Genomic DNA, 25,339 nt, shown 5'->3' on the forward strand with positions numbered 1-25,339 from the left:
GGGCGCCCCGTCCGCCGCTAGCGGCCCCGCCGCAGCCGGACGCCCATGTACCCCAGTCCGACGCCCATCAGGGCCAGTCCGGTGCCCAGCGGCAGCAGGTGCGCGGCCAGGTCGGCGATCCGCTCGTTCGGCTCCGTGCCCAGCGCCGAGACCGGGGTGGATCCGCTCGGGGCGGGGCTGGGCGCGGGGCTCGCCGGAGCGGTGGGGCGCTGGGTGGTGGGGCGCTCGCGGCGCTCGGGGCGCTCGGGGCGCTCCGGGCGCGGCGCCGGGCGGACCGGGTGCAGGGGCCGGGAGACGGTGGTGACCTCGGGGTCGGCGGGGGCGTTCGCGGGCCGCCCCGGGTGCTCCCGCCCGACGCCTCCGGCGCTCCCCGCGAGCTCCTCGTACGCCTCTTCGGGGACCACCTCCCCGTCCACCTCCGGGAGCTGCCCCGGGGCCCCCGGTCCGGGGCTCTCGCGCACCGCGGCGGCGGGGACGCGGACGGAGGTCGCGCAGGCGGGCACGGTGGCCAGCAGGGCGGCGGCCGCCAGTGCGGCTCCGGCCGTCCAGTGCGGGGCGCGGAGGCGTTGGACCACGGGTGCCCCTCCCGTTCCGTGCGGCCTGGACGCCGGGGGTCGAGGCGCCGAACTCAGGTTGGCACAGGGGTGCAAAACGGGCATCCCGGGACACCCGTCAGGGTGTCCCGGGATGCCCGGGCGTCAGTCCGCGGTCCGCGGCGGGCGGTCCCCTACTGCGGGTTCCCGGTCGAGACGATCAGCGTGAACTCCGTGCCCTCCTTGGGCACGTCGGCCCCGGCCTCGGGCAGCTGCTCCAGCACCGTGTCCTGGCCGTAGACGGTCTCGTCGCGTTCCGTGATCTTGTACTTCCAGCCGGCCGCCTGGATGCACTGCTTGATCGACATCAGGTTCTTGTACCGGAAGTCCGGGGCCATGACCTTCGTCGAGTCCTTGTAGGACTTCGTCGGGCTCTTGCACTTGTCGGCGTCGATCGTGCGCGAGGTGTCCGGACCCTTGTGCCCCGCCTTGGCCGAGGCCGGGGCCGACGCGGCCGTCGAGGCGGAGGGGCCCGCGGTGTTGTTCTTGCCCGGGTCGTCGTCGTCCATGTTCAGCACGGCGATCAGCCCGCCGATGGCCAGCAGGGCGACCACGATCGCGCCGACCACCACCGGCGTGTTCTTCTTGCCGCCCGAGGGCGCCGGAGCGGGCGCCGGGGTCGGGGAGATGGTGAACGGCGGCGGGGTCTGCGGCGCGTACTGCTGCTGCGGCGCCTGCGCCGTGTGCGGGTACGCGTAGCCGCCCGGCTGCTGCTGCGTCGGGGCCGGCTGCGCGTACGGGCCCGGCGGCGGGGTCTGCGGGGCCTGGTACGGCTGCTGGAGCGAGTGCGCCGGCGGCGGCTGGAAGCCCGCGTCCACCGGCGGGAACACCGTCGAGCCCACGCCCGCGCCGCTGCCGCCCGTGGCCGCGCCCGGCACGATCGCCGGGGCGCCGGTGTGGCCGGCCGACATGATCCGCATGATCTCGTCCCGCATGGCCGCGGCCGTCGGGAAGCGCTCGTTCGGGTTCTTCTTCAGCGCCCGCGCCACCAGCGCGTCCATCGCCGGAGTGATCGACCGGTTGATGGAGGACGGGGCCACCGGCTCCTCCTGGACGTGCGCGTACGCGATCGCCAGGGGGGAGTCGGCGTCGAACGGGATGCGGCCCGTCAGCAGCTGGAACAGCATGATGCCGACCGAGTACAGGTCGGAGCGGGCGTCCACGCCGCGCCCCAGCGCCTGTTCCGGGGAGAGGTACTGCGGGGTGCCGACCACCATGCCGGTCTGCGTCATCGAGGTGACCCCCGACTGCATGGCCCGGGCGATGCCGAAGTCCATGACCTTGACCACGCCGCGCTTGGTCATCATCACGTTGCCGGGCTTGATGTCGCGGTGGACCAGGCCCATCTCGTGGCTGGTCTCCAGCGCGGCCAGCACGTCGGCCGTCACCTTCAGCGCCTTGTCCGCCGGCATGGCCCCGTACTGGTGCACGTCCGCGTCGAGGGCCGAGCCCAGCGGCTGTCCCTCCACGTACTCCATGACGATGTACGGCATGACCGCCTCGTCGCCGCCGCCGGCGCCGAAGGTGACGGTTCCCTCGCCCGTGTCGAAGACCGAGACGATGTTGGTGTGCGACAGTTTCGCAACAGCCTGCGCCTCACGCCGGAAGCGCTCGCGGAAGGACGCCTCGCGGCCCAGCTCGCTGTGGAGCGTCTTGATGGCGACCTGGCGGTCGAGCGCGGAGTCGTACGCGAGGTAGACCGAGGCCATGCCCCCCTCGCCCAGCAAATCCCTTAGCTGGTAACGGCCACCGGCCAGGGAGCCGCCTGCGTACCGGCCCTGTGTGCCGTCCTGGCTCATGACTGTTGCTTCCCCTCGGGCTGTGTTGCTACGCGTCTGGCTGAGCGCATGTCGCGCCCAGTCTGCCGGAGGGCAAGCACACGTCAAGCCGGTGCCCGCTGCGTGACCACGGGCCTACGGGGTGTCTGTAGCCGAACGGTGACGGGTTCAGAGGCTGTAGCGTTCACCGGAGCACCCGAAGAGGCCCCACCGCTAGAGCGGACGAGAGAGACGACGGCGAGGACTGATGGCACCCGAACCCGAGGGAAACGGAGCCGGGATGGCCGATGGTCCTGAGCACTGGGGCGCGGGCGGCCTCGTGGGGGACGGCCGTTACCGGCTGACCCACCGCCTGGGCCGCGGCGGCATGGCCGAGGTCTTCGCGGCCGAGGACGTCCGGCTGGGCCGCACCGTGGCCGTGAAGCTGCTGCGCCCCGACCTGGCCGAGGACCCGGTGTCCAAGGCCCGCTTCACCCGTGAGGCACAGTCGGTCGCCGGCCTCAACCACCACGCCGTCGTCGCCGTGTACGACTCCGGCGAGGACCGGGTCGGCCCGAGCGTCGTCCCGTACATCGTGATGGAGCTGGTCGAGGGCCGCACCATCCGCGACCTGCTGATCAGCGCCGAGGCCCCCGGGCCCGAGCAGGCGCTCATCATCGTGTCGGGCGTCCTGGAGGCGCTGGCCTACTCGCACCAGCACGGCATCGTGCACCGCGACATCAAGCCCGCCAACGTCATCATCACCCACACCGGCGCGGTGAAGGTGATGGACTTCGGCATCGCCCGCGCCCTGCACGGCGCCCAGTCCACGATGACCCAGACCGGCATGGTCATGGGCACCCCGCAGTACCTGTCGCCGGAACAGGCCCTCGGCAAGGCCGTGGACCACCGCAGCGACCTGTACGCCACCGGCTGCCTGCTCTACGAACTGCTCGCGCTGCGGCCCCCCTTCACCGGCGAGACCCCGCTGTCGGTGGTCTACCAGCACGTCCAGGACGCCCCGGTGCCGCCCTCGCAGCTGCCCGAGGGCCACCACATCCCGCAGGAACTCGACGGCCTCGTCATGCGGTCGCTCGCCAAGGACCCGGACGACCGGTTCCAGAGCGCCGAGGAGATGCGCGGGCTCGTCCAGTACGCCCTGCAGATGCTCCAGGACCAGGGCCCGAACACCGGCACCTGGAACACCGGCCCCGTCGTCATGGCGCTCCCGCACGGCCACCCCGGCGGCGCGCCGACCTCGCAGATGCCCGCGAACGGCAACGGCGGCCCCCGGCCCCCGTACAACTCGCACGCCACCACCTCGCAGTTCCAGCAGCCGATGGTGCCCCCGCTGAACCCGGACGACGGCACGGCCTTCCCCGGCGGCGGGCACGGCCACGCCGGCGGCCCGGGCGGCCGCGGCGGGTACGACGGCTACGACGGCTACGACGGGTACGACAACCACTCCGGCGGCGGGAAGTGGAAGGTCTGGCTCTTCGCGCTGCTCGCGGTGCTGGCCATCGCCGGCGGTGTCGCGTACGCGATCAAGAGCGGCGGTCTCGGCGCCGGTGGCGGTGCCAAGCCTAAGACCAGCGTGAGCACGCCCGGTACGGCGCAGAGCAGCGGCGGCACCCAGGAGACCCCGTCGGCCTCGTCGAGCCCCGAGACGGGCCGCTCGCACGAGGACGACACCTTCACGCCCGCCCCGAGCCGCAGCAAGTTCACGCCGAACCCCACCCCGACGGCGTCGTCGGGCAGCTCGACGGCGCCGGAGACCAAGAACCCGACGACCCCGCCGCCGAAGACCACCCCGGTGGAGCCGCCGACCACGAAGCCGACGCCGCCCAGCGGCGGCGGTGGCAGCCCGGCCGGTGCCGAGGCCGCCGACTAGCCGGGGCGGCCGCCCCGGTCGGCCGGTCGGCCGGCCGGTCGATGGCGCATACGGGTGGAGGCCCGGCGGAATTCCCATTCCGCCGGGCCTCTTTCGTGCGCATTACCGCTTTTCCCGCGTCACAGTGCGCGCTGGTGGCGCCGGTCGGCATTTCCCGGCCCGAGGGTGTGCACGCTGACGAGCTGGGGATCGATGCGCACGTAGACCGGCTCGAACACCTCGCCCTCCACGAATTGCGGCCCCGGACCGAATAGTTCCAGTTCTGCGGTGGTCGGCTCGGCGAGCTCCGCCATGCCCGTGACCTGCACGGACCACAGCCACGAAGCGCCGGAATTGAAGTTGTCGGCCCCGTAGGAGACCACGCTGCCGTTGCAGGCGTGGTGATGTCCGAAACCGGCGTGCATTCTCAGTCCGATCCGGCCGCCCACCACGATGTGTCGGGCGACGGCGAGGAAGGGAAGGGCGCGCACGCTGGTGGCGACCCGGCCGTACGGAACGCGGCGCAGCAAGGCGACGGCGTGCATCTCCTCCGGTGACATGCGACCACTCTCGGGCCCCGGCCGCCGGCCGGGAAAGGGGATCCCGCCCCCACGAGCGGGGACCTTGGTCCCGAATCGGACGGCCCGCCCCGGAGCGCCGCGCGCCCGCGGGGGCGGCCCGCTCGCAACCCGCCGCAGTCCCCCTCCACGTCCACTCGGCTCCCCCTCGCGACGCGCTCGAACGGGGTTGCGTACCGCTCGGTCGCGGGTGGAGCGCGCCCGGTGTGCGCGCGGTGTGCGCGCGGTGCGCGCTCGGCTCCGGGTCGAGCGCGGCTAGCGCTTCTGCGCCTGGAGCCGGGCGACGTACGCGGCGGCCTGGGAGCGGCGCTCCATGCCCAGCTTCGACAGCAGGCTGGAGACGTAGTTCTTGATGGTCTTCTCGGCGAGGTGCAGCCGCTCGCCGATGACCCGGTTCGTCAGGCCCTCGCCGATCAGGTCGAGGATCTTGCGCTCCTGTTCGGTGAGGTTCGCGAGGCGGTCGTCGCCCTTGCCGTTCTTGCCGTCGCGCAGCCGCTCCAGCACCCGCGCGGTCGCCACCGGGTCCAGCAGGGACTTGCCGGCCGCCACGTCGCGTACCGCGCTGAGCAGCTCGTTCCCGCGGATGGCCTTGAGGACGTAGCCCGAGGCGCCCGCCATGATCGCGTCGAACAGCGCCTCGTCGTCGGCGAACGAGGTGAGCATCAGGCACTTGATGTCCTCGTCCAGGGAGCGGACCTCGCGGCACACCTCGACACCGCTGCCGTCCGGCAGGCGCACGTCGAGGACGGCGACGTCGGGGCGGGTCGCCGGGATGCGCACCAGGGCGTCCGCGGCGGTACCGGCCTCGCCGACGATCTCGATGTCCTCTTCGACCGACAAAAGCTCATGAACGCCCCGACGTACTACTTCGTGGTCGTCCAGGAGAAATACCTTGATTTTTCCGTTTTCGCGCACAAGCTCATCTTCACACACTCGCCTCTTCCCTGGCGGAGTTACCCGGGATAACGTGCCGTTGTTCCGGCCCCCTGCAAGGCTGTGACCAGTGGATGTTCCCGCTGCGGCCGATTTACTTGGATATCCAAGCAAAATCGCAGGTCAAACGGGGTTTCGCAGTTATGCGTCGCACTGGGTAACGTGCTGTGCGCAGGGCACTCGCCGGGGCACCTGTCACGCCTGAATCCGTTACGCGCCGTGCACCCACCCCGTGTGCGGGTACGGATACAGGTGAGCCGCACTGGTCCCCGGAGAACCCGGGTGCCGGACCGACGGAGGAGCACACGTGACCGTGGAGAGCACTGCCGCGCGCAAGCCGCGACGCAGCAGCGGCACCAAGCGGGCGGCAGGCGCGGCGAGCGCCCGCAAGACCGCCGCTGCCACCGCACAGCCGCACGACGCCGAGCCTCAGCTCGTACAACTGCTGACGCCCGAGGGTGAACGGGTCGAGGCCGAGGGCCACCCCGACGTCGCGGAGATCGCGGCGTTCGTCGCCGACATCACCACCGAGGACCTGCGCGGTCTGTACCGCGACATGGTGCTGACCCGCCGCTTCGACGGCGAGGCGACCGCCCTCCAGCGCCAGGGCGAGCTGGGCCTGTGGGCCTCGCTGCTGGGCCAGGAGGCCGCCCAGATCGGCTCCGGCCGGGCGCTCCGCGACGACGACTACGTCTTCCCGACCTACCGCGAGCACGGCGTGGCCTGGTGCCGCGGGGTCGATCCGACGAACCTGCTCGGCATGTTCCGCGGCGTGAACCACGGCGGCTGGGACCCGAACACCAACAACTTCCACCTGTACACGATCGTCATCGGCTCGCAGACGCTGCACGCGACCGGTTACGCCATGGGTGTGGCCAAGGACGGCGCCGACTCCGCGGTCATCGCCTACTTCGGCGACGGCGCGTCCAGCCAGGGCGACGTGATGGAGGCCTTCAACTTCTCCGCCGTCTACAACTCCCCCGTGGTGTTCTTCTGCCAGAACAACCAGTGGGCGATCTCCGAGCCGACCGAGCGCCAGATGCGCGTGCCGCTGTACCAGCGCGCCCAGGGCTTCGGCTTCCCGGGCATCCGCGTCGACGGCAACGACGTCCTCGCCTGCCTCGCGGTCACCCGCTGGGCCCTGGACCGCGCCCGCCGCGGCGAGGGTCCGGCCCTGATCGAGGCGTTCACGTACCGCATGGGCGCCCACACCACCTCCGACGACCCGACGAAGTACCGCGCGGACGAGGAGACGGCCGCCTGGGAGGCGAAGGACCCGATCCTGCGCCTGAAGGCCCACCTGCTGGCCTCCGGGGGCGCCGACGAGGCGTTCTTCGAGGAGCTGGAGGCGGAGAGCGAGGCCCTCGGCAAGCGGGTCCGCGAGGTCGTGCGCGCGATGCCCGACCCCGACACCATGGCGATCTTCGAGAACGTCTACGCGGACGGGCACGCGCTCGTCGACGAGGAGCGCGCCCAGTTCGCCGCCTACCTCGCTTCCTTCGAGCCGGCCGAGGAGGGTCACTGATGGCTGTCGAGAAGATGTCGATCGCGAAGGCGCTCAACGAGTCGCTCCGCAAGGCCATGGAGACCGACCCCAAGGTCCTGATCATGGGCGAGGACGTCGGCAAGCTGGGCGGTGTCTTCCGCATCACCGACGGGCTCCAGAAGGACTTCGGCGAGGAGCGGGTCATCGACACCCCGCTCGCCGAGTCCGGCATCGTCGGCACCGCCATCGGCCTGGCCCTGCGCGGCTACCGGCCGGTCGTGGAGATCCAGTTCGACGGGTTCGTCTTCCCCGCGTACGACCAGATCGTCACGCAGCTCGCGAAGATGCACGCGCGCGCCCTCGGCAAGATCAAGCTGCCGGTCGTCGTCCGCATCCCCTACGGCGGCGCGATCGGCGCGGTCGAGCACCACAGCGAGTCCCCCGAGGCGCTCTTCGCGCACGTCCCGGGCCTGAAGGTGGTCTCCCCGTCCAACGCCAGCGACGCGTACTGGATGCTCCAGCAGGCGATCCTCAGCGACGACCCGGTGATCTTCTTCGAGCCGAAGCGCCGCTACTGGGACAAGGGCGAGGTCGACACCGACGCCATCCCCGGCGAGCTGCACAAGGCACGGGTGGTCCGCGAGGGCGCCGACCTCACCCTGGCCGCCTACGGCCCGATGGTGAAGGTCTGCCTGGAGGCGGCCGCCGCGGCCGCCGAGGAGGGCAAGTCGGTCGAGGTCCTGGACCTGCGCTCGATGTCCCCGATCGACTTCGACGGGATCCAGGCCTCGGTGGAGAAGACCCGCCGCCTGGTCGTGGTCCACGAGGCCCCGGTCTTCCTCGGCACGGGCTCCGAGATCGCCGCCCGCATCACGGAGCGGTGCTTCTACCACCTGGAGGCGCCGGTGCTGCGCGTCGGCGGCTTCCACGCCCCGTACCCGCCGGCCCGCCTGGAGGACGAGTACCTGCCCGGCCTGGACCGGGTGCTCGACGCCGTCGACCGCTCGCTGGCGTTCTGAGGAGACCCGCGCCATGACGATCCGCGAATTCAAGATGCCCGACGTGGGCGAGGGCCTGACCGAGGCCGAGATCCTCAAGTGGTACGTCCAGCCGGGTGACACGGTCACCGACGGGCAGGTCGTCTGCGAGGTGGAGACGGCGAAGGCGGCCGTCGAGCTGCCGATCCCCTTCGACGGCGTGGTGCACGCGCTGCTCTTCGAAGAGGGCGTGACGGTCGACGTCGGCCAGGTGATCATCTCCGTGGAGACCGCCGGCGCCGGCGGCGCCGAGGCCCCCGCGGCCGCCGCCGCTGCCGCCCCGGCCGCCCAGGCGGCCCCGGAGGCCGCCGAGGAGCCGGCGCCCGAGGGCCGCCAGCCCGTGCTGGTGGGCTACGGCGTCTCCCAGTCCTCCACGAAGCGCCGCCCGCGCAAGGCCCCGGTCGCCGCGGCCGCCGCCCCGGCCGCGGCTGCCCCGGTCGCCGCGCCCGTCGTGCCGGCGCCCGCCGCGCCCGTTCCGGCGGCGCAGAACGGCACCGCGCACGCCAACGGCGCGGCCACGGCCGACCGGCCGCTGGCCAAGCCGCCGGTGCGCAAGCTCGCCAAGGACCTCGGCATCGACCTGGCCTCGGTGGTCCCCACCGGCGACGGCGGTGTCGTGACCCGCGAGGACGTGCACGCCGCCGCCGCGGCCGCGCTGCCCCCTCAGGCCCCCGTCCAGGTCCCGGCCCCCGCCGCGGCCCCCGAGCCCGTCCCGGCCCCCGTGGCGGCCCCCGCCGAGGCGGCCGCCCCGGCGCCGTCCGCGCGGGAGACCCGCATCCCGGTCAAGGGCGTCCGCAAGGTCACCGCCCAGGCCATGGTCGGCTCCGCCTTCACCGCGCCGCACGTCACCGAGTTCATCACCCTCGACGTGACCCGCACGATGAAGCTGGTCCAGGAGCTCAAGGAGGACCCGGACCTCGCGGGGCTCCGGATCAACCCGCTGCTCCTGATCGCCAAGGCGGTCCTCGTCGCCATCCGCCGCAACCCGGACGTCAACGCGTCCTGGGACGAGGCGGCCCAGGAGATCGTGCTCAAGCACTACGTCAACCTGGGCATCGCGGCGGCAACCCCGCGCGGCCTGATCGTCCCGAACATCAAGGACGCCCACGCCAAGACCCTGGCGGAGCTGTCGACCTCGCTGTCGGACCTGGTGGGCACCGCCCGCGAGGGCAAGACCTCCCCGGCCGACATGCAGAACGGCACCATCACCATCACCAACGTCGGCGTCTTCGGCGTCGACACCGGTACGCCCATCCTGAACCCCGGCGAGTCCGCGATCCTCGCGGTCGGCGCGATCAAGCTCCAGCCGTGGGTCCACAAGGGCAAGGTGAAGCCCCGCCAGGTCACCACCCTGGCCCTGTCGTTCGACCACCGCCTGATCGACGGCGAGCTGGGCTCGAAGTTCCTCGCCGACATCGCGGCGGTCCTGGAGCACCCGCGCCGGCTGGTCACCTGGTCGTAGCCCGCCGCGGCGGACGGCACCCGCCGATGGCCGGTCCCCCCTTCGGGGAGGGGCCGGCCATCGGCGTACCCGGAGGAAAACCGCTACCCTGGGGGCCGCCTCCGGGGTGATCATCGGCCCGATGAGATTCCGAAACGCCCTCACGGACCCCGCCGCCCTCGACCGCGCCCTGGCCTGGCCGGCCGACGGCCCCCTCGCCCCGCTCCCCGCCGACCGCGTCCGCGAGGAGCTCGCCGCCCGGCGGTTCCGCCCCGAATGGACCTGGCTGGCCGAGGACGGGGACGGGCGGCCGCTGGCCCGCGCCCTGTGGTGGGGCCGCGCCGACAGCGAGCGGCCGGTCGCCCTCGACTGCCTCCAGGTCCGCGCCGACGTCACCGACCCGGCGTCCCTGGCCGCCGCCCTGCTGGGGGCCGGCCACGCCGCGTTCGGCAAGCGCCCGGGGTACCACCTGTCCCTGCCCCGCGGCTGGCGCGAGGATCCCGGCCTCGCCGCGGCGGTCGCCTGGCGCCGGGAGGCCGCCTCGCGGGCCGGACTGACCCGCGGGATCGAGCGCCTGCGCTACGAGTGGACCCCGGCCGCCGGAACGTCCGCACCCACCGGCGGGCTCGTCTTCCGGGAGGGCACCGACGAGGAGTTCCTCGACGCCTTCGTCCGCCTCTCGCGCGGCAGCCTCGACCTGGCCACCCGCTACGAGCTGGACGTGCTGACCGAGGAGGAAGTCGCCCGCGAGGACTTCGCGTTCTACCGCGACTGCCCCGGCGAACGCTCCTGGTGGCGGCTCGCCCACCTTCCCGACGGCACCCTCGCCGGCCTGGCGATCCCCTCGGCCACCCCCTACCACCGCAACGTCGGCTACCTGGGCGTGGTCCCCGAACAGCGCGGCAAGGGCCTGATCGACGAGGTCCTCGCCGAGATCACCCGCTTCCACGCCGCCGCGGGCGCCGAGCGCATCACGGCGACCACCGACACCGTCAACACCCCCATGGCCGCCGCCTTCGACCGGGCCGGCTACGAGGTCACCGAGATCCGCCTCGTCCTGGAGGCCCCGCCCGGTTCCTGAGGCGGGTAGCCTCCCGGCCATGCCGATCGCCGAGTTGCAGGTGTATGCCGTGGAGGAGGCCGACGTCGCCGGCGGGGTGTGCCTCGTGCGGTGCGTCGGCGGGACGGCCCGGTCCGGGCAGGTGTACGCGGCGGGGGAGTCGCGGGTCTGGCTGCGGGGGATCGAGCGGTACGGGCGCACGGTGGACTCCTTCGACGCCGGCCACACCGCCCGGGTCCGCCTCGCGGGGGCCGTGGTCGCGCTGCTCAGCCGGGGCCAGGTGCTGACCTCCGTACCGCCCGACGGACACGGACTCGCGGAACTGGAGGCCTGGCTGGCCGCCGGCCCCCCGCTCGCGGACGAGCCCCTTCCGCGGACCCTGCGCGCCCTGGCCGTCGGCGGGATGCAGGACGAGCGACTGCCGGACGGGGTGCGGCTGCGCTGGGGCCGGGTCGCGCTGGAGGCGGCGTACCGCTGCGCGGCGGCGGAGGGGGCGTCGGACCTGGTGCGGGGGATCGAGCTGGCCTTCGTACGGGGCTACCTGGTCCGGGAGTTCGGGCCCGGGCGGGGCGGGGACCCGGCCGCCCTGTGCCGGGAGGCGCTCGCGCTGATCGACCTCACCCCGGCGGAGGCGGCCGCGCGGGCCCGGGACTGGCGCGAGCTGCCCCGGGAGCGGATCGTGCACCTGAGGCTGATCCGGAACCTCCTGCGGTGGACCGGCGCGGCCCGGCCGCACCTGGCGCCGGGGGACCCGTCGGCGGAGGCGCTGGAGGCCTGGTGGCGGGTGGTCAGGCAGTTGCCCTGAGGCCCCCGCGGCCGCTCAGCCGGCCCGGTGGGCGCGCAGGAAGGCCGCGGCGCCGCCCCGGACGATGCGGTCGGTCTGGGCCTGCGACAGGGGCAGGACCCCGTAGTGGGAGAGCTGGGCGACGGAGGTGGAGGTCAGCGCCGTGAACTGGGCGCCGGCCAGCTCCGCGTCGCCGTGCAGGTCGAGCAGTCCGGCCCGCTCCAGGCCCGCCAGGCCGTCGGCGAGGGCGTCGGCGACCGGCCCGGGCCCCGCGGCCTTCCAGGCCGCCAGCACCTCCGGCGGCACGTGGTCGGCCTCGGCGTGGATGTGGCGCACGAGCGCGAAGTGGTCGGGGTGCTCCACCATCACGTCGATCAGCGCCCGGGCGAGGGCGGCCAGGTCCCGTTCCAGGTCGTCCGGGTGCGGGGGGCGCGCGGGGTCCAGCCGGGCGCGCACGAGGGCCACGTGGGCGTCGCGCACCTCGCCCGAGCTCCAGGTGACGACGGCCCGGAAGAGCTCCGACTTGCCCCCGGGGAAGTGGTTGTAGAGCGTCCGCGTCGAGACTCCGGCCGCGGCGGCCAGGGCGTCGACGGAGGCGCGCGCGTACCCCTCGCGGCCGAAGACCGCGCAGGTCGCACGGGCGAGGGCGATCCGCTTGGCCAGCTTCCGGGGCGGGAGTGCCGCGTCCGCCGCCCCCTCCGGTACGAGGCCCGCGCCGTCCCCCTCCATCACGCCTCCAGCGTCTCTCCGGTCGCTCTCCACAACGGCCGTTGTGCGGATTACAACGGTCGTTGTACTTTACCGGAAGGCCGCCAAAACCAACCATCCGGTCCGGTTCTCCGGGGAGGGACGTGGCACGATGCCTACCGCACCCACCGCCGAGGACACCCCGGCGGCGTTAGCGACCGCGCCCGGACGGCTGGGGCGCATCCTCACCGTCGTGATCACCGGCGCCGTCATGTCCGTCCTCGACATGACGATCGTCAACGTGGCGCTCGGCCGGCTCTCCGAGTCCTTCGGAGCGCCGCTGGAGACCATCCAGTGGACCGCCACCGCCTACACCCTGGCCCTCGCCGCCGTCATCCCGGCGGCGGCCTGGGCCATGGGCCGGATCGGCGCGAAGCGCACCTACCTCACGGCCCTGGTCCTCTTCACCCTCGGCTCCCTGCTCGCCGCGTGCGCGTGGAGCGCCGGCAGCCTGATCGCCTTCCGCGCCGTCCAGGGGCTCGGCGGCGGACTGCTGATGCCGGTCGGCATGACGATGGTGATGCGGGCCGCCGACCGCGGCCGGCTCGGGCGGGCGATGGCCCTGCTGGGGCTGCCCGTGCTCGTCGGACCGGTGGCCGGGCCGATGCTGGGCGGCTGGCTGATCGACACCGCCTCCTGGCGGTGGATCTTCCTCGTCAACCTGCCCGTCGGAGCGGCCGCCCTGATACTCGCGGCGAAGCTGCTGCGCCCGGATTCCCCCCCGGGCGCGGCGGCTTCGCCGCGGCTCGACGTCCCGGGGCTGCTGAGCCTCTCCCCGGGCCTCGCGCTGCTGCTGTACGGGCTCTCCCGGGGCGGCGAGCGCGGCGCGTTCCTCTCCCCGGGCGTGCTGCTGCCCCTGCTGGGCGGCGCCGTCCTGGTCGCGGCCTTCGTCCGGCGGGCGCTGCGGGTCCCGGAGCCGCTGCTCGACCTGCGGCTGCTCGGCGACCGTACGTTCGGCGCCGCCATCGGCACGCTCGCCCCGTTCACCTGCGGCTACTTCGGCTCGATGCTGCTGGCCCCGGTGTACTGGCAGCAGGAGCGCGGGCTGAGCGCGAGCGCGGCGGGGCTGCTGGTGGCGCCCGTCGGGCTGGCGGTCGGGGTGACCATGCAGATCGCCTCCCGGCGGGTGGACGAGGTCGCCCCGCGCCGGCTGATCCCCGCCGGGGTGGCGGTGGCGGCCCTCGGGATGCTGCTCGCCGGCCTGCGGACCGGTGCCGAGGGGGTGCCGGGCTGGCAGGTCGTGGGCTCGCTGATGCTGATGGGCGTCGGCGCGGGCACGGTGCTGATGCCGACGATGACCACCGCCGGCCGGGACCTGCCCGCCGCGCGCATGGCGGCGGCGAGCACGGCCCTCAGCATCAACGCCCAGCTGTGCGCCTCGGTCGGGACGGCCCTGACGTCCGTGGTCCTGGGCGCGTCGGGCACCACCCCGGCCGGCTTCCGCACCGCGTACGCGGTCGCGGCGGGCCTGATCGCCCTCTCCCTGGTCGCGGCCCTGCGCCTGCCGGGGCACAAGCGGGTGCAGGGCGGGCCTTAGGGCCGGTGGGAGCGGAGCAGCCGCTCCAGGCCGGGCGTGAGGCGGGGCGGGCGGTGGCCGGCGGGCGCCGCGTGCCGGGCGGGCGCCGGGAGCGTCGTGTGTCCGGTCCCGCGTCCCGAACGGGCCTGGACGCGGCCGACGGCGCCGGCCACCAGCTCCGTGAACCAGATGTTCCGGTCGGGTCCGGCCGTGATGTTGAAGGGCACCTTGTCCGCCCCGCCCGGCACCGCGTACTCGGTGACCGTCCCGTTGCGCCCGATCCGGCCGATGCGGCCGGACTGCTCGGCGTACCACATGTGCCCGTCCGGACCCCGGGTGATGTCGTAGACCTGGTAGTCGGGGACGGGCACGGGGAAGAGCCTGATCTCTCCCCGCGCGCCGATGCGCCCGACCGCGTTCAGCCCGCTCGCGGCGAACCACACCCCGCCGGGTCCGGCCGCGATGCCCGAGGGGTACGCGGAGTCGTCGGCCAGCGGGTACTCGGTGATGCGGCCGTCGAGGGCGATCCGCCCGATCTTCCCGCCGTACAGCTCGGTGAACCACAGGGAGCCGTCGGCCGCGGCGGTGATGTAGTACGGGACGCTGTCCGGCGTGGGGACCGGGTACTCGGTCACCCTGCCGTCCGCCGTCATCCGCCCGATCGTGTTCGTCCCCGGCTCGGTGAACCACAGGGCGCGGTCGCCGCCGACCGCGATGCCCACGGGGAAGCGGTCCGGCCCGGGCAGCGGGAACTCGGTGATCCGGCCCCCGGTGGTGATCCGGCCGATCCTGTCCCCGGTCCCCTCGGTGAACCACAGCGCCCTGCCGGGGCCCTGGGTGATGCCCTGGGGGAAGCTGTCGGCGGTCGGCAGGGGGTACTCGGTGACGGCGCCGGCGGTCGTGACCCGGGCGATCCGGTTGACCCCGGACTCGGCGACCCACAGGGCCCGGTCCGGGCCGGCCGTGATGCCGGCGGGGTAGCTGTCGGGGGTCGTGAGCGGGTACTCCGTCACGTCTCCCACCTGTCCCGTGCCTGCCCGGGCCGGCACGGTGGAGGCGGTGACGGCGAGAAGTGCGCCCAGGGAGGCGGTGAGCACCCTGTGCAGGAGTCGTCGGACGTTCGGCGTGTGCGGCATGGACCGGGCCCCTCTCGGTGGGCTTCAGGCGGGCGCCACATGACGGAATATCAGGTTCCGTCCGGCCCCGCCCCGACCGCGCGCCCGGGTCGCCGCCGAACCGCCCGCCTGCCGTACCCCGAGGCCCGCCCCTACCCCCGGCTGCCGCAGCGCGGCACCGCGCCCGGTCCGGCGGGCCCGGGGGCGGGGTGCGGGAGGCGCCGGATCAGGCCTTGGCGGCGTTGCCGAGCACCTTGGACGGGGTGATGCGCACGACGACCCGTACCGCCCCGTCGGAGGCGTCCGCGTACTCCTTGCCGGCGCCCGGCCCCAGGTACTCCTCGGCGATCCGCACGGCGACGGCCCGGCCGGCGTCCTCGCTGATGGTGGCGGTGCCGCGGATCTCGGCGTACAGGTAGGGGTTGGCCAGGTCGAACACGGTCAGGCCGACCCGCGCGTCCCGGGCCAGGTTCCGCTCCTTGCGGCGGCCGCGCTCGGTGGAGACCAGGAGGTCGTCGCCGTCGCGGGTCACCCAGACCACGGAACTCTGCGGGCTGCCGTCGGGGTTGAGAGTGGAGAGCACGGCGGGGTGGGGGGAGTCGAGCAGCTGTCGCACGGTGTCGTTCAGTGCAATCGTCATACGGCCGAGGCTAGTTGCCCGGGGCGTCCCGCGCTGGCCCGCGGGGCGGGCGGCGAGGGACTACCCGAAGTCCGTCACTCCCAGGGGATGTTGAGGAAGGGGCTGGCCGGGTCGGTGGTCAGCGTCAGATGGGTGGCGAGGGAGGAGGCGTACCAGCTGCCGAACTCCTCCTCGTCGAAGTGCAGGCACCGGGCCAGGCAGTACCCGGCGGAGAACTCCGTCCACGAGCGGTACGCCCCCCTGGCCTTCTCGCCCGCGCGGATCACGGCCCGCTCGGCGTCCTGGAGGGTGCCGTAGCGGGTGGCGACGCCCCAGCGGGCCATCTGGGACGCCCGCCCGTAGTCCCACGCCTCGACCGAGCGCACCCAGCCCCCGTCGGGCAGCAGCCCGTCGGCGCGGAAGCGCTGCTCGTAGCGGGTGATCCGGCCGATGAGCCGCCGGACCCCGGCGATCTCCCCCTCGACCTCGGCGGCGGGGCGCGGCTGGGCGACGGTGACCCCGTCGGGGGTCAGGCGCGGCTCGGCGGCCCGCTCGGCGCTGCGGCGCAGCCCGGACTCGGCGGCGTGGCGCCAGTGCTCCACGTCGACCGGCCCGGCGAAGTCGCAGGCGAGGACGCGGCGCACCCGGAGCGCGAACTCCCAGACGGGGCTGACGATGTCGGCCTCCAGCATCCGCTGGAGCACGTCGAGCCAGCCGGCGGTGTCGGTGATCTCCCACATCGTGCGCAGGCGCTCGCGCTCGCGGGTGTACCCGTTGCCGTGGTAGGCGAGGGCGTTCCAGAACTCCCCGTTGGCGACGGCCAGATGGGCTCCGGCGGCCAGTCCGCGGGCCACCGGCCCGTGCAGCGGGCCGCCGGAGTGCAGGGCGTGCACGGCGCCGGGGGCCAGGCCCCAGGAGGGTGCGGCGTCCCAGTGGGCCCGCCAGCGGGCGAGGTCGGCGGGGGTGGTGGTGAGGTACGCCTCGACCGGGCTGCCGGGGTTCACGGCCAGGTGGGAGGGGTCCCGGGCGTCCCAGGCGTTGGCGAACCAGGCGAGGCTCTGGCGCAGGTAGACGGTGTGGGCGTCGGGGGCGGGCAGCATGCCCCGGGTGTAGACGGCGAGGGTGCCGTTCGCGGCGGGGTGGAACCGGGCCGCGCGGGGGTCGGCGTCGATCTGGGCGCGGTGCTGCGGCAGGAACAGCTCGGCCCGGGCCAGGGCGCCCAGGTAGCCGTCCCAGTCCCCGCGCGCCTTCGCCCCGTACAGCTCGCGCTCGATCGCACTCGGCGCCGTCCACTCGTCCACACCGGGACCCTATACGGGCTCCGGGCTCCCCCGGTCGGGCCCCGGAAGGGCGCACGCGGCCCGCGCGGCCCTGCCCACCGCCGGCCGGGACGCCCCCACCGCCGCGCGACGGCGCCCACCACGGCCGGCCCCCGCCCGTACCGCTCGTCCCCGCCCGCCTCCGTCGTGCTACCGCGCCCGGGCCTGCGGCGTGCGCCGGTTGACGCGGTGGACGTCCGGGACGCACAGGTTGAGGGCGGCCGCGGCGGCGATCAGCACCGCGCACCCCAGGAGCGTCGTCCGGGTGTCCCACGTGTCGGCCGCCAGCGCGGTGACGAGGTAGCCGAGCGGGATGGCGAGGCGCTCGCCGAGGCCGTTGAAGGCGCTCATGCGGCCCTGTTCCGCCTCGGGCACGTGCTGCTGGAACGCGGTGCTCCAGGCGACGATCGCGACGTCGAGCCCCACCCCCGCCAGCAGGGCCGCCGCCAGGACCAGGGGCAGCGGCAGGGCGGCGGCCATCGCGGCCAGGGGCAGCGCGAGGGCGCCGGACGCGGCCACCGCGACCGCGAGCAGCCGGTACGGCTTCCACCGCAGGCACACCAGGGTTCCGGCGAGCAGCCCGCAGGAGAACGCCGCCTGGACCAGGCCCCAGTCGCGGGCCCCGGCGTACTGCCGGGCGGCGACGAGGGGGCCGAGGAGCTGGTATCCCGCCAGCCAGGCGGCGACGAGGACCGTGCCGGCGGCCGTGTACGTCCACAGCCAGGTACGGGCCCGGAAGCCCGCCCAGCCGGCCCGCAGGTCGGCCAGGACGCCCTCGGCCGGGGCCGGCGGGGCCGCCAGGGGCAGGCCGAGGAGGAGGAAGGCGGCCACCGCGAAGGTGAGGGCGTCCCAGGCCAGCGCCCAGGCGGCGCCGCTCGCGGCGACGACGAACCCGCCGGCGACCGGGGCCAGCACCTTGACCGCGTTGCCCGGGAGCCGGAGCAGCGCGTTGGCCTCCTGGAGGTGCTCCGCGGGGACGATCTGCGCGACGGCGCCCTGGAGGGCCGGGAGGATGAACGAGGCCGCCGTGCCCGAGAGGAGGCCGCAGGCGGCGATGGACGCCGTCGACGCCTGTCCCGTGGCCACGGTGACGGCCAGCACCCCCTGCGCGGCGGCCGCGAGGAGGTTGCCGAGGAAGAGGATCCGGCTCCGGGACAGGCGGTCGGCGTAGACGCCGCCCACGAGGAGGAAGACGATCGTGGGGAGGGTGTTCGTGGCCAGGACCAGGCCGAGGGAGCCGGCGCCCCCGCCCCGCTCGATGACGGAGTAGGCCAGGGCGAGGGGGGCCGTCGCGGACCCGGCGGCCGAGACGAGGCCCGCCCACACGAACCGCCGGAAGGCCGCGGTCCTCCACGGCGTACGGATGCTCCCCAGCGGCTGGTCGACGACCTCCATGATCCCCCTCGGGCTCGGCGCGGCGAGCAGCCTAGTGCCCGCCGGGCGCCGGTGGCCCGGGGATTTCGCGCCGTACCGCGGGGCGCCCGTAGGGTCAGACCGGGCCCACCTGGGCGGTGACCTGGACCGCGACCTCGAAGACCGCCAGGCTGGGCTTGGCGCCCACGTCGCGGAAGAGGCGGGGGGCCGGGGCACCGCCCGGGGCGGCCCGTACGGCGTCCAGGGAGGCGTGGTCGCGCCAGAGGGACTGGATGCGCCAGTGCCCGTCCTCGCCGGCCAGCAGCTCCGTGCGTACCAGCCCGTCGGGCAGCGGGTGGGTCAGGAGCGCGCGGTAGGCGGCGACGAGGTCGGCCTCGCGTTCGGCCGCCACGACCGCGCTGACCTCGCTCAACACCGGTCCGGACATGGCCCTCACCTCCTTGCCCCTCCCCACGCTACGCGTGCCGCGGCCGCTCGGCGCTTCGGACACCGCGCCCCCTTCCGCCCCCTCCGCCCCGGCCCGCCGGCCCGGGGCACTGCGGGCGGGCGGCCGGATCCGTCGCGTCGCTCCGGCGCGGGCCGTCCGCGTCAGTAGGCTGGCCGGTCAGTCAACTGGGCTACGGGTGGAGGCGGTTGTGCGCGGTGGAACGGTCGCGGTGGTCGGGGGGAGCATCGCCGGGTGTGCGTTCGCCTCGGCCGCGGTGAAGGCGGGGGCCGGGGAGGTCGTCGTGCTGGAGCGCACGGGCGGGCGGCTCGCCGACCGGGGGGTCGGGCTGTGCGTCCACGACGACCGGGCCGCGGAGCTGGTGGCCGCCGGGGCGCTGCCGCCGGGGATCCCGGCGCACCGCCTGGAGCGGCGGCGGTGGGTGGTGCGGGACGCCTCGGAGGGGCCCGGCGGGCGGCTCGTCTGGGAGCAGCCGTTCCCCTTCCACTCCTACCACTGGGGGCTGCTGTGGCGCGGGCTGCGGGCGGCGGTGCCGGGGGCGGTGGACTACCGGCAGGGGGTGGCCGTCGAGGGCGTGGACGGGCTCGGGGACGGGGCTGGCGTGCGGCTCGGGGGCGGGGGCTTCGAGCGGTTCGACCTCGTCGTCGGGGCCGACGGGTACCGGTCCGTGGTGCGGGAGGCGGTGAGCCCCGGGGCGAGCCCGCACTACGCGGGGTACGTGTGCTGGCGGGGGAACGTCGACGCCGCGCTGGTGGAGGGGCTGGAGGGGGCGCCGTCGCACCCCGGGGCCGTCACCACCGTCTGCTTCCCCGGGGGCAGTTGCGTGATCTACCGGATCCCCGGGCCGGAGGGGCCGCGGGTGAACTGGGTGCTGTACGCGGCCCCGCCGCAGGGCGCGGGGCTGCGGTTCGACGATCCGACCAGCTTCCCGCCGGGGGCGCTGGGCGGGGAACTCGCCGGGCACCTGCGGGCGCTGCTGGAGCGGGAGTTCCCGGAGTACTGGGGGCGGGCGCTGGCGCTGACCGCGCCCGCGGACACGTTCGTGCAGCCCATCTACGACCTGGTCACCGAACCCGCCGCGGCGGGACGGCTGGTGCTGGCCGGGGACGCGGCGAGCGTGGTGCGCCCGCACAACACCAGCGGGGCGGCGAAGGCCCTCCAGGACGCCACCGCCTTCGGCGCCGCCTGGGCGCGGGCGGGGTCCTGGGAGGAGCTGGTGGCCGGCTACCAGGCGGCCCGGGGGGCGGCCGGACGGGAACTGGTCGCACTGGCGCGGCGGCTCGGGCGGGCCCAGGTGGAACGGACGCCGCCGTGGGCGCAGATGAGCGCCGCCGACGTCGCCGGCTGGTGGCAGGCGCAGCTGGCGGGGGCCGCCGGGATCGGGGGGCAGGCCATGTCCTCGTAGGGCCGGCCGGGGGTGCGCGGCCGGGCGGACCGTACGACCCCCCGTGCGTCCGCGCGACCGCGCGGCCCCCCTTGACGGGGTCCGGTGGCGGGGAGACGCTCCGGGGCTCACGACGGAGTGCAGCTGGGGGGCCGGGATGCCGGAGGAGTCTGTCCAGACGGTGGGGGAGCTGCGGGCGCGGCTCGTGGCGCGCGGGGCGCGGTGGTCGGTCGTCGAGCACCTCGCCGACGCGGATCCCGTACCGAGGCCCTCGCTGGGTCTGGAGCCGGGGCCGAACCTGACGCCCGCCGCCGAGGCGGGGACGGTGGACCTGCGGGCGCTCGTGGGGAGGGAGAGCGGGAACCCGCACCTCAGCCGGCGCAGGGCCGCCCACGGGCTGCTGCCGGGGACGGCCGCGGGCGCCGGGCGGCCCGTGGCCGTGGACTGGCGCAGCCGGTGGGGGTGGCCGTGGCTGACCAAGGTCAAGGACCAGAACCCGTGCGGCTCCTGCTGGGCGTTCGGGGCGGCCGGCCTGGTCGAGTCGATGGCCCGGATCGAGCACGACGTGTGGGCGGAGCGCTCCGAGGGGGACGTCCACGACGGGCTGAAGTGCACCTGCGGGCAGACCGGCAACCCCGAGACCGCCCTCGACTGGATCAAGGACAACGGCGGCCTCGCCGACCCCGGGTGCTGGCCGTACACCACCCCGCCCCCCGGCCTGCCCGCCGAGCGGCGCGACGCCTGGCGGGCCGAGTACACGCCCAGCTGGGACCGTTCGGGGCGGACCGTGCGGATCACCGACTACGTGCGCCTCGGCGACGTCGAGCAGCAGAAGGTCTGGCTGGACACGGTGGGGCCGCTGACCGCCTGCTTCGACGTGTACGACGACTTCTTCGGCCTGGGCGCGGGCGTCTACCACCGCACCAGCGACCGGCTCGCCGGCGGGCACTGCGTGCTGGTCGTCGGCTACGACGACGCGGCCGGCTGCTGGCTGTTCAAGAACTCCTGGGGCACCGGCTACCACGTCGGCGGCTACGGCCGGATCGCGTACGGCGAGGTCAACATCGACTACTGGGCCAAGTGCGGCCTGCGCGGAACCAACATCGACCCCTGGAGCAAGCGCCGCCTGCACGCGGGCAGCGTCTACGAGAGCGGCAACGGCCGGGCCCACCGCAACTTCGAGATGGCCGCGACCGCCGGCGGCGGCCACCTCCGGCACTGGTGGCGCGAGGGCGACCCCCCGTTCGCCTGGGCTGGCGCCGGGACCTTCGCCGGGGACGCCTCCGGCCAGCCCGCCTTCACCGGCAGCACCTACAACCGGAACATGGAGTCCCTGCACGTCACCACCGGCGGCCGGCTCCGCCACTGGTACTACGAGCAGGCCGTCGGCGTCTGGCGCGACGGCGGCGCCTTCGGGCCCGGCGACGCCGCCATCGGCTCGACGCCCGCGTTCATCCAGAGCGACTACGGCCGGCCGGGCAACTTCGAGGTGGTCGTCCGCACCGCCGACGGCCGCCTCAACCACTGGTGGCGGATCAACGGCGCCCCCTGGACCTGGAACGACGGCGGCCGCTTCGGCTCCGGCATCGCCCACTACGGACCGGCCCTCGTCCAGACCCGCGCCCGCACCCTCGACCTGGTCGCCGCCCGCACCGACGGCCGGATGCAGCTGTGGTGGCGCGACGACCCGAACGGCTTCGCCTGGAAGGCCGGGGAGGTGTTCGGCAGCGGGGCGACCTCCGCGCCCTGCCTGATCGAGGGGCAGTACGGCGCCCTCGACGAGGACACCGCGGGGAACTACGAGCTGTGCGTGGCGGTCGCCGACGGGCGGATCGAGCACTGGTGGCGGGGCAACGCCGCCGGCGCCCCCTGGACCCGCAGCGCCGTCTTCGGGCACGACGCGCTGACCGTCACCGGGATGCTCCAGGGCAGCTTCGGGTTCAACCTGGAAGTCGTCGTCCTGCGCACCGACCGCCTGCTCCAGCACTACTGGCGCGACGGCGCGGGCTGGCACGAGGGGGACGTCATCGGCCCGGCCTGAACCAGGAGGTGCCGCGGGTGGAGGTGCGCAGGGTGGTCCTCGCCACCGGTGAGCCGTACGAACTGCGGCTGACCGGGCGCGGGGCGCGCGGGTACGTGTGGACCTGGCGGGTCTCCGGGGACGCCGACGCCGTCTCCGTGAGCGAGACCGCGCCCGGGCGGGCGGCGGGGGCCCTGCCGGGGGAGACGGTGGAGCGGACGTACGTGGTCCGGGGCCGCCGTCCGGGCGGGCGGGCCCGGATCCGGTTCGCGCAGGTCCGCCCGCCCTACCCGCAGGAGGCCCCGTACGACGAGTTCCTGCTGGACGTGGAGGTCACCGGCGGGGCCTGAGCACCCGGTGCTGCACGGCCTCCAGCGGGCCCCTCCCGAAGCGGCGCAGCCACAGCCCCGACGCGGCGACCAGGAACAGGGCGACCGCCGCCCACAGGCCCATCACCCACCAGGGGCCGGACCCGGCCATCCGGTCGGCGAGGCCGAGACCGAAGCCGTAGCAGAGCAGGACGCACAGCAGGTTCTGGCCGACGTAGCAGGACAGGGCGGTGCGCCCGACGGAGCCGAGGGCGCCGGCCCCGGGGACGGTGAAGCGGTCCAGGGCCCAGCCGATCAGCCCGGCGTACCCGAGGGCGATCAGCGGGGCGACGGCGTAGCGGCCGAGGAGGAAGAAGTCGGGGCCGCCGAGCGCGGCGGCGGCGCCCAGAGGCAGGCCGAGGCCGAGCCCCCAGGAGGCCATCCGGACCCGGATCCGGCGCCCGGCGGCGGTCGGGGCGAAGGCTCCGGCGCGGTGGAGGCGGACGCCGAGGAGGAAGAGGAAGAGCAGCAGCCCGAAGGAGAAGACGGGCTCGATGCGCAGCGCGAGGGCGTGGTCGAGCCGGAAGGCGATCTGCTCGCCCCAGCCGCCGTGCGCGTACAGCCGGACGGCCTCCGGGTCGGGAGACGCGGGCCCGGAGCCGGGGGAGACCAGCTGCCCCAGCGTCAGCAGGGCGATCAGGGACAGGTGCAGACCGCCCGCGACCCACATCACCACCCGCCGCACCCGCTCGGACCGGGCCAGCAGCCAGGCCGTCAGCAGGGCGGTGACGGCGTACCCCATCAGCACGTCCCAGGCGAAGAGGAGGAGGAAGTGGACGGTCCCCTCCAGGAAGAGGAACGCGGCCCGCCGCGGGTAGCGCCCGGGCCACCGCTCGCCCCGGCGGGCGGCGGAGTCGTACTGGATGGCCAGGCCCACCCCGAACAGGACCGTGAGCAGGGAGAGGAACTTCCCGTCGGCGAGGAAGCGGAAGACGGTCTCGGCCACGGTCGCGGCGGACGGGTCGGCCAGCGGGTCGGGCAGGTGGAAGGAGCCCTGGAGCACGCTCCACTCGGAGCCGGGGGAGGTGAAGATCCAGACGTTGGTCATGAGCGTGCCGAGGACGGCGGCGCCGCGCAGGACGTCGAGGAGCGGGAGCCGGGTCGCGGTCACCCCTGGGGCGACGAGGGTGGTGTGGGCCATCTCCCCAGGCTCCCGGCGGTCCGGGCCCGGTACGTCCTGCCGGTGGACGAAGCGGCGGTACATCCTTCGGCGCAGTCCGGGACGGGCGCGCTCCCCAGTACGGGCGAGGCCCGGCCGGGAGCGGTGCCCGTACCGCAGGCCGGGCCGGGCCCGGCAGGGTCCACATCGCGGACGGAGGAAACAGATGTATGACCCAGGTATCTATCCTGTGCGCATGCAGACCGAGGCGCTGGCGCGGGGGACGGACCGATGAGCCCGGCCGCCGCGCCCCCGGCCGTCCAGGACCCGCCCGGCGGACGGCGGGCCGTGGCCGTCTGGTCCATCGGCGTCGCCGTCTACTTCGTCGCCGTGATCTTCCGGACCAGCCTGGGCGTGGCCGGGATGGAGGCCGCCGACCGCTTCCACGTCAACGCCTCCGCCCTGTCGACGTTCTCCCTCCTCCAGCTCCTCGTCTACGCCGGCATGCAGGTCCCGGTCGGGCTGATGGTGGACCGGCTGGGCACCAAGAAGGTGCTGACGCTCGGCGCCGTCCTCTTCACCGCCGGCCAGATCGGCTTCGCCCTCTCACCGACCTACGCGATGGCGCTGGCCGCCCGCGCCCTGCTGGGCTGCGGCGACGCGATGACCTTCATCTCCGTCCTGCGCCTGGGCACCCGCTGGTTCCCCGCCCGGCGCGGACCGCTCATGGCGCAGCTGGCCGGGCTGGTCGGCATGGCCGGCAACCTGGTCTCCACCCTGGTCCTGGCCCCCGTCCTGCACGGCGCCGGCTGGGTGCCGGCCTTCGCGGGCAGCGCGCTCGCCGGGCTGGTCGTCCTGGTCCCGCTCACGCTGTTCCTGCGCGACCACCCCCCGGGCCACGCCCTGCCGCCCGCGGCCTCCGGCGGGGGCGGGTTCGTCCGCCGCCAGATACGCGACTCCTGGCGCGAGCCCGGCACCCGCCTGGGCCTGTGGGTGCACTTCACGACGCAGTTCCCGGCGATGGTGTTCCTGCTGCTGTGGGGCATGCCGTTCCTGGTCGAGGCGCAGGGGCTGGACCGGACCACCGCCGCCGGCCTGCTCACCCTGATCGTCGCCGCGAACATGGGCTGGGGCCTGGCCTACGGACAGATCATCGGCCGCCGCCCGGCCGCGCGGCTGCCGCTGGCCCTGGGCACGATCGGCGTCACCGCCCTGCTGTGGGCCGCGGTCCTGCTCCACCCGGGCGACCGCGCCCCGATGTGGCTGCTGGGCACGCTGTGCGTGGTGCTGGGCACCTGCGGCCCCGCCTCGATGATCGGCTTCGACTTCGCCCGCCCCGCCAACCCCGCCGAACGGCAGGGCACCGCGTCCGGGATCACCAACATGGGCGGCTTCCTCGCCTCGATGACCACCCTGCTGTCGGTGGGCGTCCTGCTGGACGCCACCGGCGACGACTACCGGATCGCCTTCTCCTCCGTGTTCGCCGTGGAACTGCTGGGCCTCACCCAGATCCTCCGCCTGCGCCCCCGGGCCCTCACCCGCGAACGGGAGCTGGAGCGGGAACGCGAACGGGAGCGCCTCGCGCCGGCCGCGCCCGCCGCCGGGGAGAGCCCCCGCGAGGCCGCTCCTACCGCACCGCGCTGACCCCCGGCCGCGAGCCCTCGCGCGGCGGGGGCGGACCGGCGGCGCACCGGACCCCCTAGGGCGCGTATTTGGTCGTGATCAAGGGCTGGTTCGGGTGAGGTCCTTGATCCAGATCATGGCGGCGCGGAGGTGGAGGCCTGCGAGGTAGCT

The 25,339-nt window shown here is 74.7% G+C and carries 22 protein-coding genes; 11 read left to right on the forward strand and 11 right to left on the reverse strand.

Annotated elements, in window-relative coordinates:
• Positions 1-17: 17 nt before the first annotated feature.
• Together AB0469_RS27715 and AB0469_RS27720 are read right to left on the reverse strand one after the other, a co-directional pair.
• Positions 18-575, reverse strand: coding sequence for a hypothetical protein (locus tag AB0469_RS27715; RefSeq protein ID WP_366454161.1), 558 nt, complete (start codon positions 573-575; stop codon positions 18-20).
• A gap of 152 nt (positions 576-727) precedes the next feature.
• A complete protein-coding gene (locus tag AB0469_RS27720) occupies positions 728-2,392 on the reverse strand; it encodes a protein kinase (protein ID WP_366454163.1) in 1,665 nt (554 codons plus the stop codon).
• 226 nt (positions 2,393-2,618) lie between these two features.
• Here AB0469_RS27720 and AB0469_RS27725 point away from each other — a divergent pair, with 226 nt between their 5' ends.
• A complete protein-coding gene (locus tag AB0469_RS27725; RefSeq protein ID WP_366454164.1) occupies positions 2,619-4,241 on the forward strand; it encodes a protein kinase in 1,623 nt (540 codons plus the stop codon).
• A 119-nt stretch (positions 4,242-4,360) separates the two neighbouring features.
• On the opposite strand, the gene AB0469_RS27730 is transcribed toward AB0469_RS27725, so the two are convergent.
• Positions 4,361-4,780 carry a pyridoxamine 5'-phosphate oxidase family protein gene (locus tag AB0469_RS27730; protein WP_366454165.1) on the reverse strand — a complete coding sequence of 140 codons (420 nt, stop codon included), beginning with the start codon at positions 4,778-4,780 and terminating at the stop codon, positions 4,361-4,363.
• Between the two features lie 273 nt (positions 4,781-5,053).
• On the reverse strand, positions 5,054-5,713 hold the full coding sequence (locus AB0469_RS27735) for a response regulator transcription factor (RefSeq protein WP_366454166.1): 660 nt from the start codon (positions 5,711-5,713) through the stop codon (positions 5,054-5,056).
• A gap of 325 nt (positions 5,714-6,038) precedes the next feature.
• Here AB0469_RS27735 and pdhA point away from each other — a divergent pair, with 325 nt between their 5' ends.
• From pdhA to AB0469_RS27760, 5 genes are all read left to right on the forward strand, one after another.
• Entirely contained in the window at positions 6,039-7,256 is a 1,218-nt protein-coding gene (gene pdhA / locus AB0469_RS27740; RefSeq protein ID WP_366454168.1) for a pyruvate dehydrogenase (acetyl-transferring) E1 component subunit alpha, read from the forward strand.
• Positions 7,256-8,236 (forward strand): alpha-ketoacid dehydrogenase subunit beta, encoded by a 981-nt coding sequence (locus AB0469_RS27745; RefSeq protein ID WP_366454169.1) that lies wholly within the window; start codon positions 7,256-7,258, stop codon positions 8,234-8,236. The genes pdhA and AB0469_RS27745 overlap by 1 nt, the downstream gene beginning before the upstream one ends.
• 13 nt (positions 8,237-8,249) lie before the next feature.
• Complete coding sequence (locus AB0469_RS27750) at positions 8,250-9,716, forward strand: dihydrolipoamide acetyltransferase family protein (RefSeq protein WP_366454170.1); 1,467 nt, start codon at positions 8,250-8,252, stop codon at positions 9,714-9,716.
• A gap of 121 nt (positions 9,717-9,837) precedes the next feature.
• The gene (locus AB0469_RS27755; protein ID WP_366454171.1) at positions 9,838-10,776 is read left to right on the forward strand and encodes a GNAT family N-acetyltransferase; all 939 of its coding nucleotides are present in this window, start codon (positions 9,838-9,840) and stop codon (positions 10,774-10,776) included.
• 19 nt (positions 10,777-10,795) lie between these two features.
• Positions 10,796-11,560, forward strand: coding sequence for a hypothetical protein (locus tag AB0469_RS27760; RefSeq protein ID WP_366454173.1), 765 nt, complete (start codon positions 10,796-10,798; stop codon positions 11,558-11,560).
• Between the two features lie 15 nt (positions 11,561-11,575).
• On the opposite strand, the gene AB0469_RS27765 is transcribed toward AB0469_RS27760, so the two are convergent.
• The gene (locus AB0469_RS27765) at positions 11,576-12,268 is read right to left on the reverse strand and encodes a TetR/AcrR family transcriptional regulator (RefSeq protein WP_366454192.1); all 693 of its coding nucleotides are present in this window, start codon (positions 12,266-12,268) and stop codon (positions 11,576-11,578) included.
• Positions 12,269-12,398: 130 nt separating this feature from the next.
• On the opposite strand from AB0469_RS27765, the gene AB0469_RS27770 reads away from it, so the two are divergent.
• Positions 12,399-13,823, forward strand: coding sequence for a DHA2 family efflux MFS transporter permease subunit (locus tag AB0469_RS27770; protein WP_366454174.1), 1,425 nt, complete (start codon positions 12,399-12,401; stop codon positions 13,821-13,823).
• Here the strand turns inward: AB0469_RS27770 and AB0469_RS27775 are convergent.
• The 5 genes from AB0469_RS27775 to AB0469_RS27795 form a co-directional block, all read right to left on the reverse strand.
• Positions 13,820-14,938, reverse strand: a complete 1,119-nt coding sequence (locus tag AB0469_RS27775; RefSeq protein WP_366454175.1) for a hypothetical protein — start codon at positions 14,936-14,938, stop codon at positions 13,820-13,822. The two genes, AB0469_RS27770 and AB0469_RS27775, sit on opposite strands and share 4 nt — an antisense overlap.
• A gap of 205 nt (positions 14,939-15,143) precedes the next feature.
• Positions 15,144-15,557, reverse strand: a complete 414-nt coding sequence (locus AB0469_RS27780) for a PPOX class F420-dependent oxidoreductase (protein WP_366454176.1) — start codon at positions 15,555-15,557, stop codon at positions 15,144-15,146.
• A gap of 74 nt (positions 15,558-15,631) precedes the next feature.
• Positions 15,632-16,837, reverse strand: coding sequence for a DUF1266 domain-containing protein (locus AB0469_RS27785; RefSeq protein ID WP_366454177.1), 1,206 nt, complete (start codon positions 16,835-16,837; stop codon positions 15,632-15,634).
• Between the two features lie 168 nt (positions 16,838-17,005).
• Complete coding sequence (locus AB0469_RS27790; protein ID WP_366454178.1) at positions 17,006-18,250, reverse strand: MFS transporter; 1,245 nt, start codon at positions 18,248-18,250, stop codon at positions 17,006-17,008.
• A 94-nt stretch (positions 18,251-18,344) separates the two neighbouring features.
• Positions 18,345-18,656, reverse strand: a complete 312-nt coding sequence (locus AB0469_RS27795; protein ID WP_366454179.1) for a hypothetical protein — start codon at positions 18,654-18,656, stop codon at positions 18,345-18,347.
• A gap of 208 nt (positions 18,657-18,864) precedes the next feature.
• Between AB0469_RS27795 and AB0469_RS27800 the strand changes: the two genes are divergently transcribed.
• The 3 genes from AB0469_RS27800 (at position 18,865) to AB0469_RS27810 (ending at position 22,428) form a co-directional block, all read left to right on the forward strand.
• Positions 18,865-20,079 (forward strand): FAD-dependent monooxygenase, encoded by a 1,215-nt coding sequence (locus tag AB0469_RS27800; protein ID WP_366454181.1) that lies wholly within the window; start codon positions 18,865-18,867, stop codon positions 20,077-20,079.
• A 136-nt stretch (positions 20,080-20,215) separates the two neighbouring features.
• Complete coding sequence (locus AB0469_RS27805; RefSeq protein ID WP_366454182.1) at positions 20,216-22,099, forward strand: C1 family peptidase; 1,884 nt, start codon at positions 20,216-20,218, stop codon at positions 22,097-22,099.
• Between the two features lie 17 nt (positions 22,100-22,116).
• Positions 22,117-22,428: a protease inhibitor I42 family protein gene (locus tag AB0469_RS27810; protein WP_366454183.1), complete on the forward strand. Its 312-nt coding sequence runs from the start codon at positions 22,117-22,119 to the stop codon at positions 22,426-22,428.
• On the opposite strand, the gene AB0469_RS27815 is transcribed toward AB0469_RS27810, so the two are convergent.
• Entirely contained in the window at positions 22,412-23,587 is a 1,176-nt protein-coding gene (locus AB0469_RS27815) for a DUF418 domain-containing protein (protein ID WP_366454184.1), read from the reverse strand. The two genes, AB0469_RS27810 and AB0469_RS27815, sit on opposite strands and share 17 nt — an antisense overlap.
• A 249-nt stretch (positions 23,588-23,836) precedes the next feature.
• On the opposite strand from AB0469_RS27815, the gene AB0469_RS27820 reads away from it, so the two are divergent.
• Positions 23,837-25,189 carry an MFS transporter gene (locus AB0469_RS27820; protein WP_366454185.1) on the forward strand — a complete coding sequence of 451 codons (1,353 nt, stop codon included), beginning with the start codon at positions 23,837-23,839 and terminating at the stop codon, positions 25,187-25,189.
• Positions 25,190-25,339 lie beyond the last annotated feature (150 nt).

Origin of the sequence: Streptomyces sp. NPDC093801 (genome assembly GCF_040701585.1) — a bacterium.
Classification (GTDB): Bacteria; Actinomycetota; Actinomycetes; order Streptomycetales; family Streptomycetaceae; genus Streptomyces.

Bases quoted from the DNA above. Each gene is read 5' to 3' on its own strand.
- AB0469_RS27780 (WP_366454176.1), bottom strand. From the start codon at position 15,557: ATGACGATTGCACTGAACGACACCGTGCGACAGCTGCTCGACTCCCCC.
- AB0469_RS27745 (WP_366454169.1), top strand. From the start codon at position 7,256: ATGGCTGTCGAGAAGATGTCGATCGCGAAGGCGCTCAACGAGTCGCTC.
- AB0469_RS27765 (WP_366454192.1), bottom strand. From the start codon at position 12,268: ATGGAGGGGGACGGCGCGGGCCTCGTACCGGAGGGGGCGGCGGACGCG.
- AB0469_RS27725 (WP_366454164.1), top strand. From the start codon at position 2,619: ATGGCACCCGAACCCGAGGGAAACGGAGCCGGGATGGCCGATGGTCCT.
- AB0469_RS27730 (WP_366454165.1), bottom strand. From the start codon at position 4,780: ATGTCACCGGAGGAGATGCACGCCGTCGCCTTGCTGCGCCGCGTTCCG.
- AB0469_RS27805 (WP_366454182.1), top strand. From the start codon at position 20,216: ATGCCGGAGGAGTCTGTCCAGACGGTGGGGGAGCTGCGGGCGCGGCTC.
- AB0469_RS27795 (WP_366454179.1), bottom strand. From the start codon at position 18,656: ATGTCCGGACCGGTGTTGAGCGAGGTCAGCGCGGTCGTGGCGGCCGAA.
- AB0469_RS27790 (WP_366454178.1), bottom strand. From the start codon at position 18,250: ATGGAGGTCGTCGACCAGCCGCTGGGGAGCATCCGTACGCCGTGGAGG.
- AB0469_RS27755 (WP_366454171.1), top strand. From the start codon at position 9,838: ATGAGATTCCGAAACGCCCTCACGGACCCCGCCGCCCTCGACCGCGCC.
- AB0469_RS27750 (WP_366454170.1), top strand. From the start codon at position 8,250: ATGACGATCCGCGAATTCAAGATGCCCGACGTGGGCGAGGGCCTGACC.
- AB0469_RS27815 (WP_366454184.1), bottom strand. From the start codon at position 23,587: ATGGCCCACACCACCCTCGTCGCCCCAGGGGTGACCGCGACCCGGCTC.
- AB0469_RS27820 (WP_366454185.1), top strand. From the start codon at position 23,837: ATGAGCCCGGCCGCCGCGCCCCCGGCCGTCCAGGACCCGCCCGGCGGA.
- AB0469_RS27770 (WP_366454174.1), top strand. From the start codon at position 12,399: ATGCCTACCGCACCCACCGCCGAGGACACCCCGGCGGCGTTAGCGACC.
- AB0469_RS27720 (WP_366454163.1), bottom strand. From the start codon at position 2,392: ATGAGCCAGGACGGCACACAGGGCCGGTACGCAGGCGGCTCCCTGGCC.
- AB0469_RS27775 (WP_366454175.1), bottom strand. From the start codon at position 14,938: ATGCCGCACACGCCGAACGTCCGACGACTCCTGCACAGGGTGCTCACC.
- AB0469_RS27760 (WP_366454173.1), top strand. From the start codon at position 10,796: ATGCCGATCGCCGAGTTGCAGGTGTATGCCGTGGAGGAGGCCGACGTC.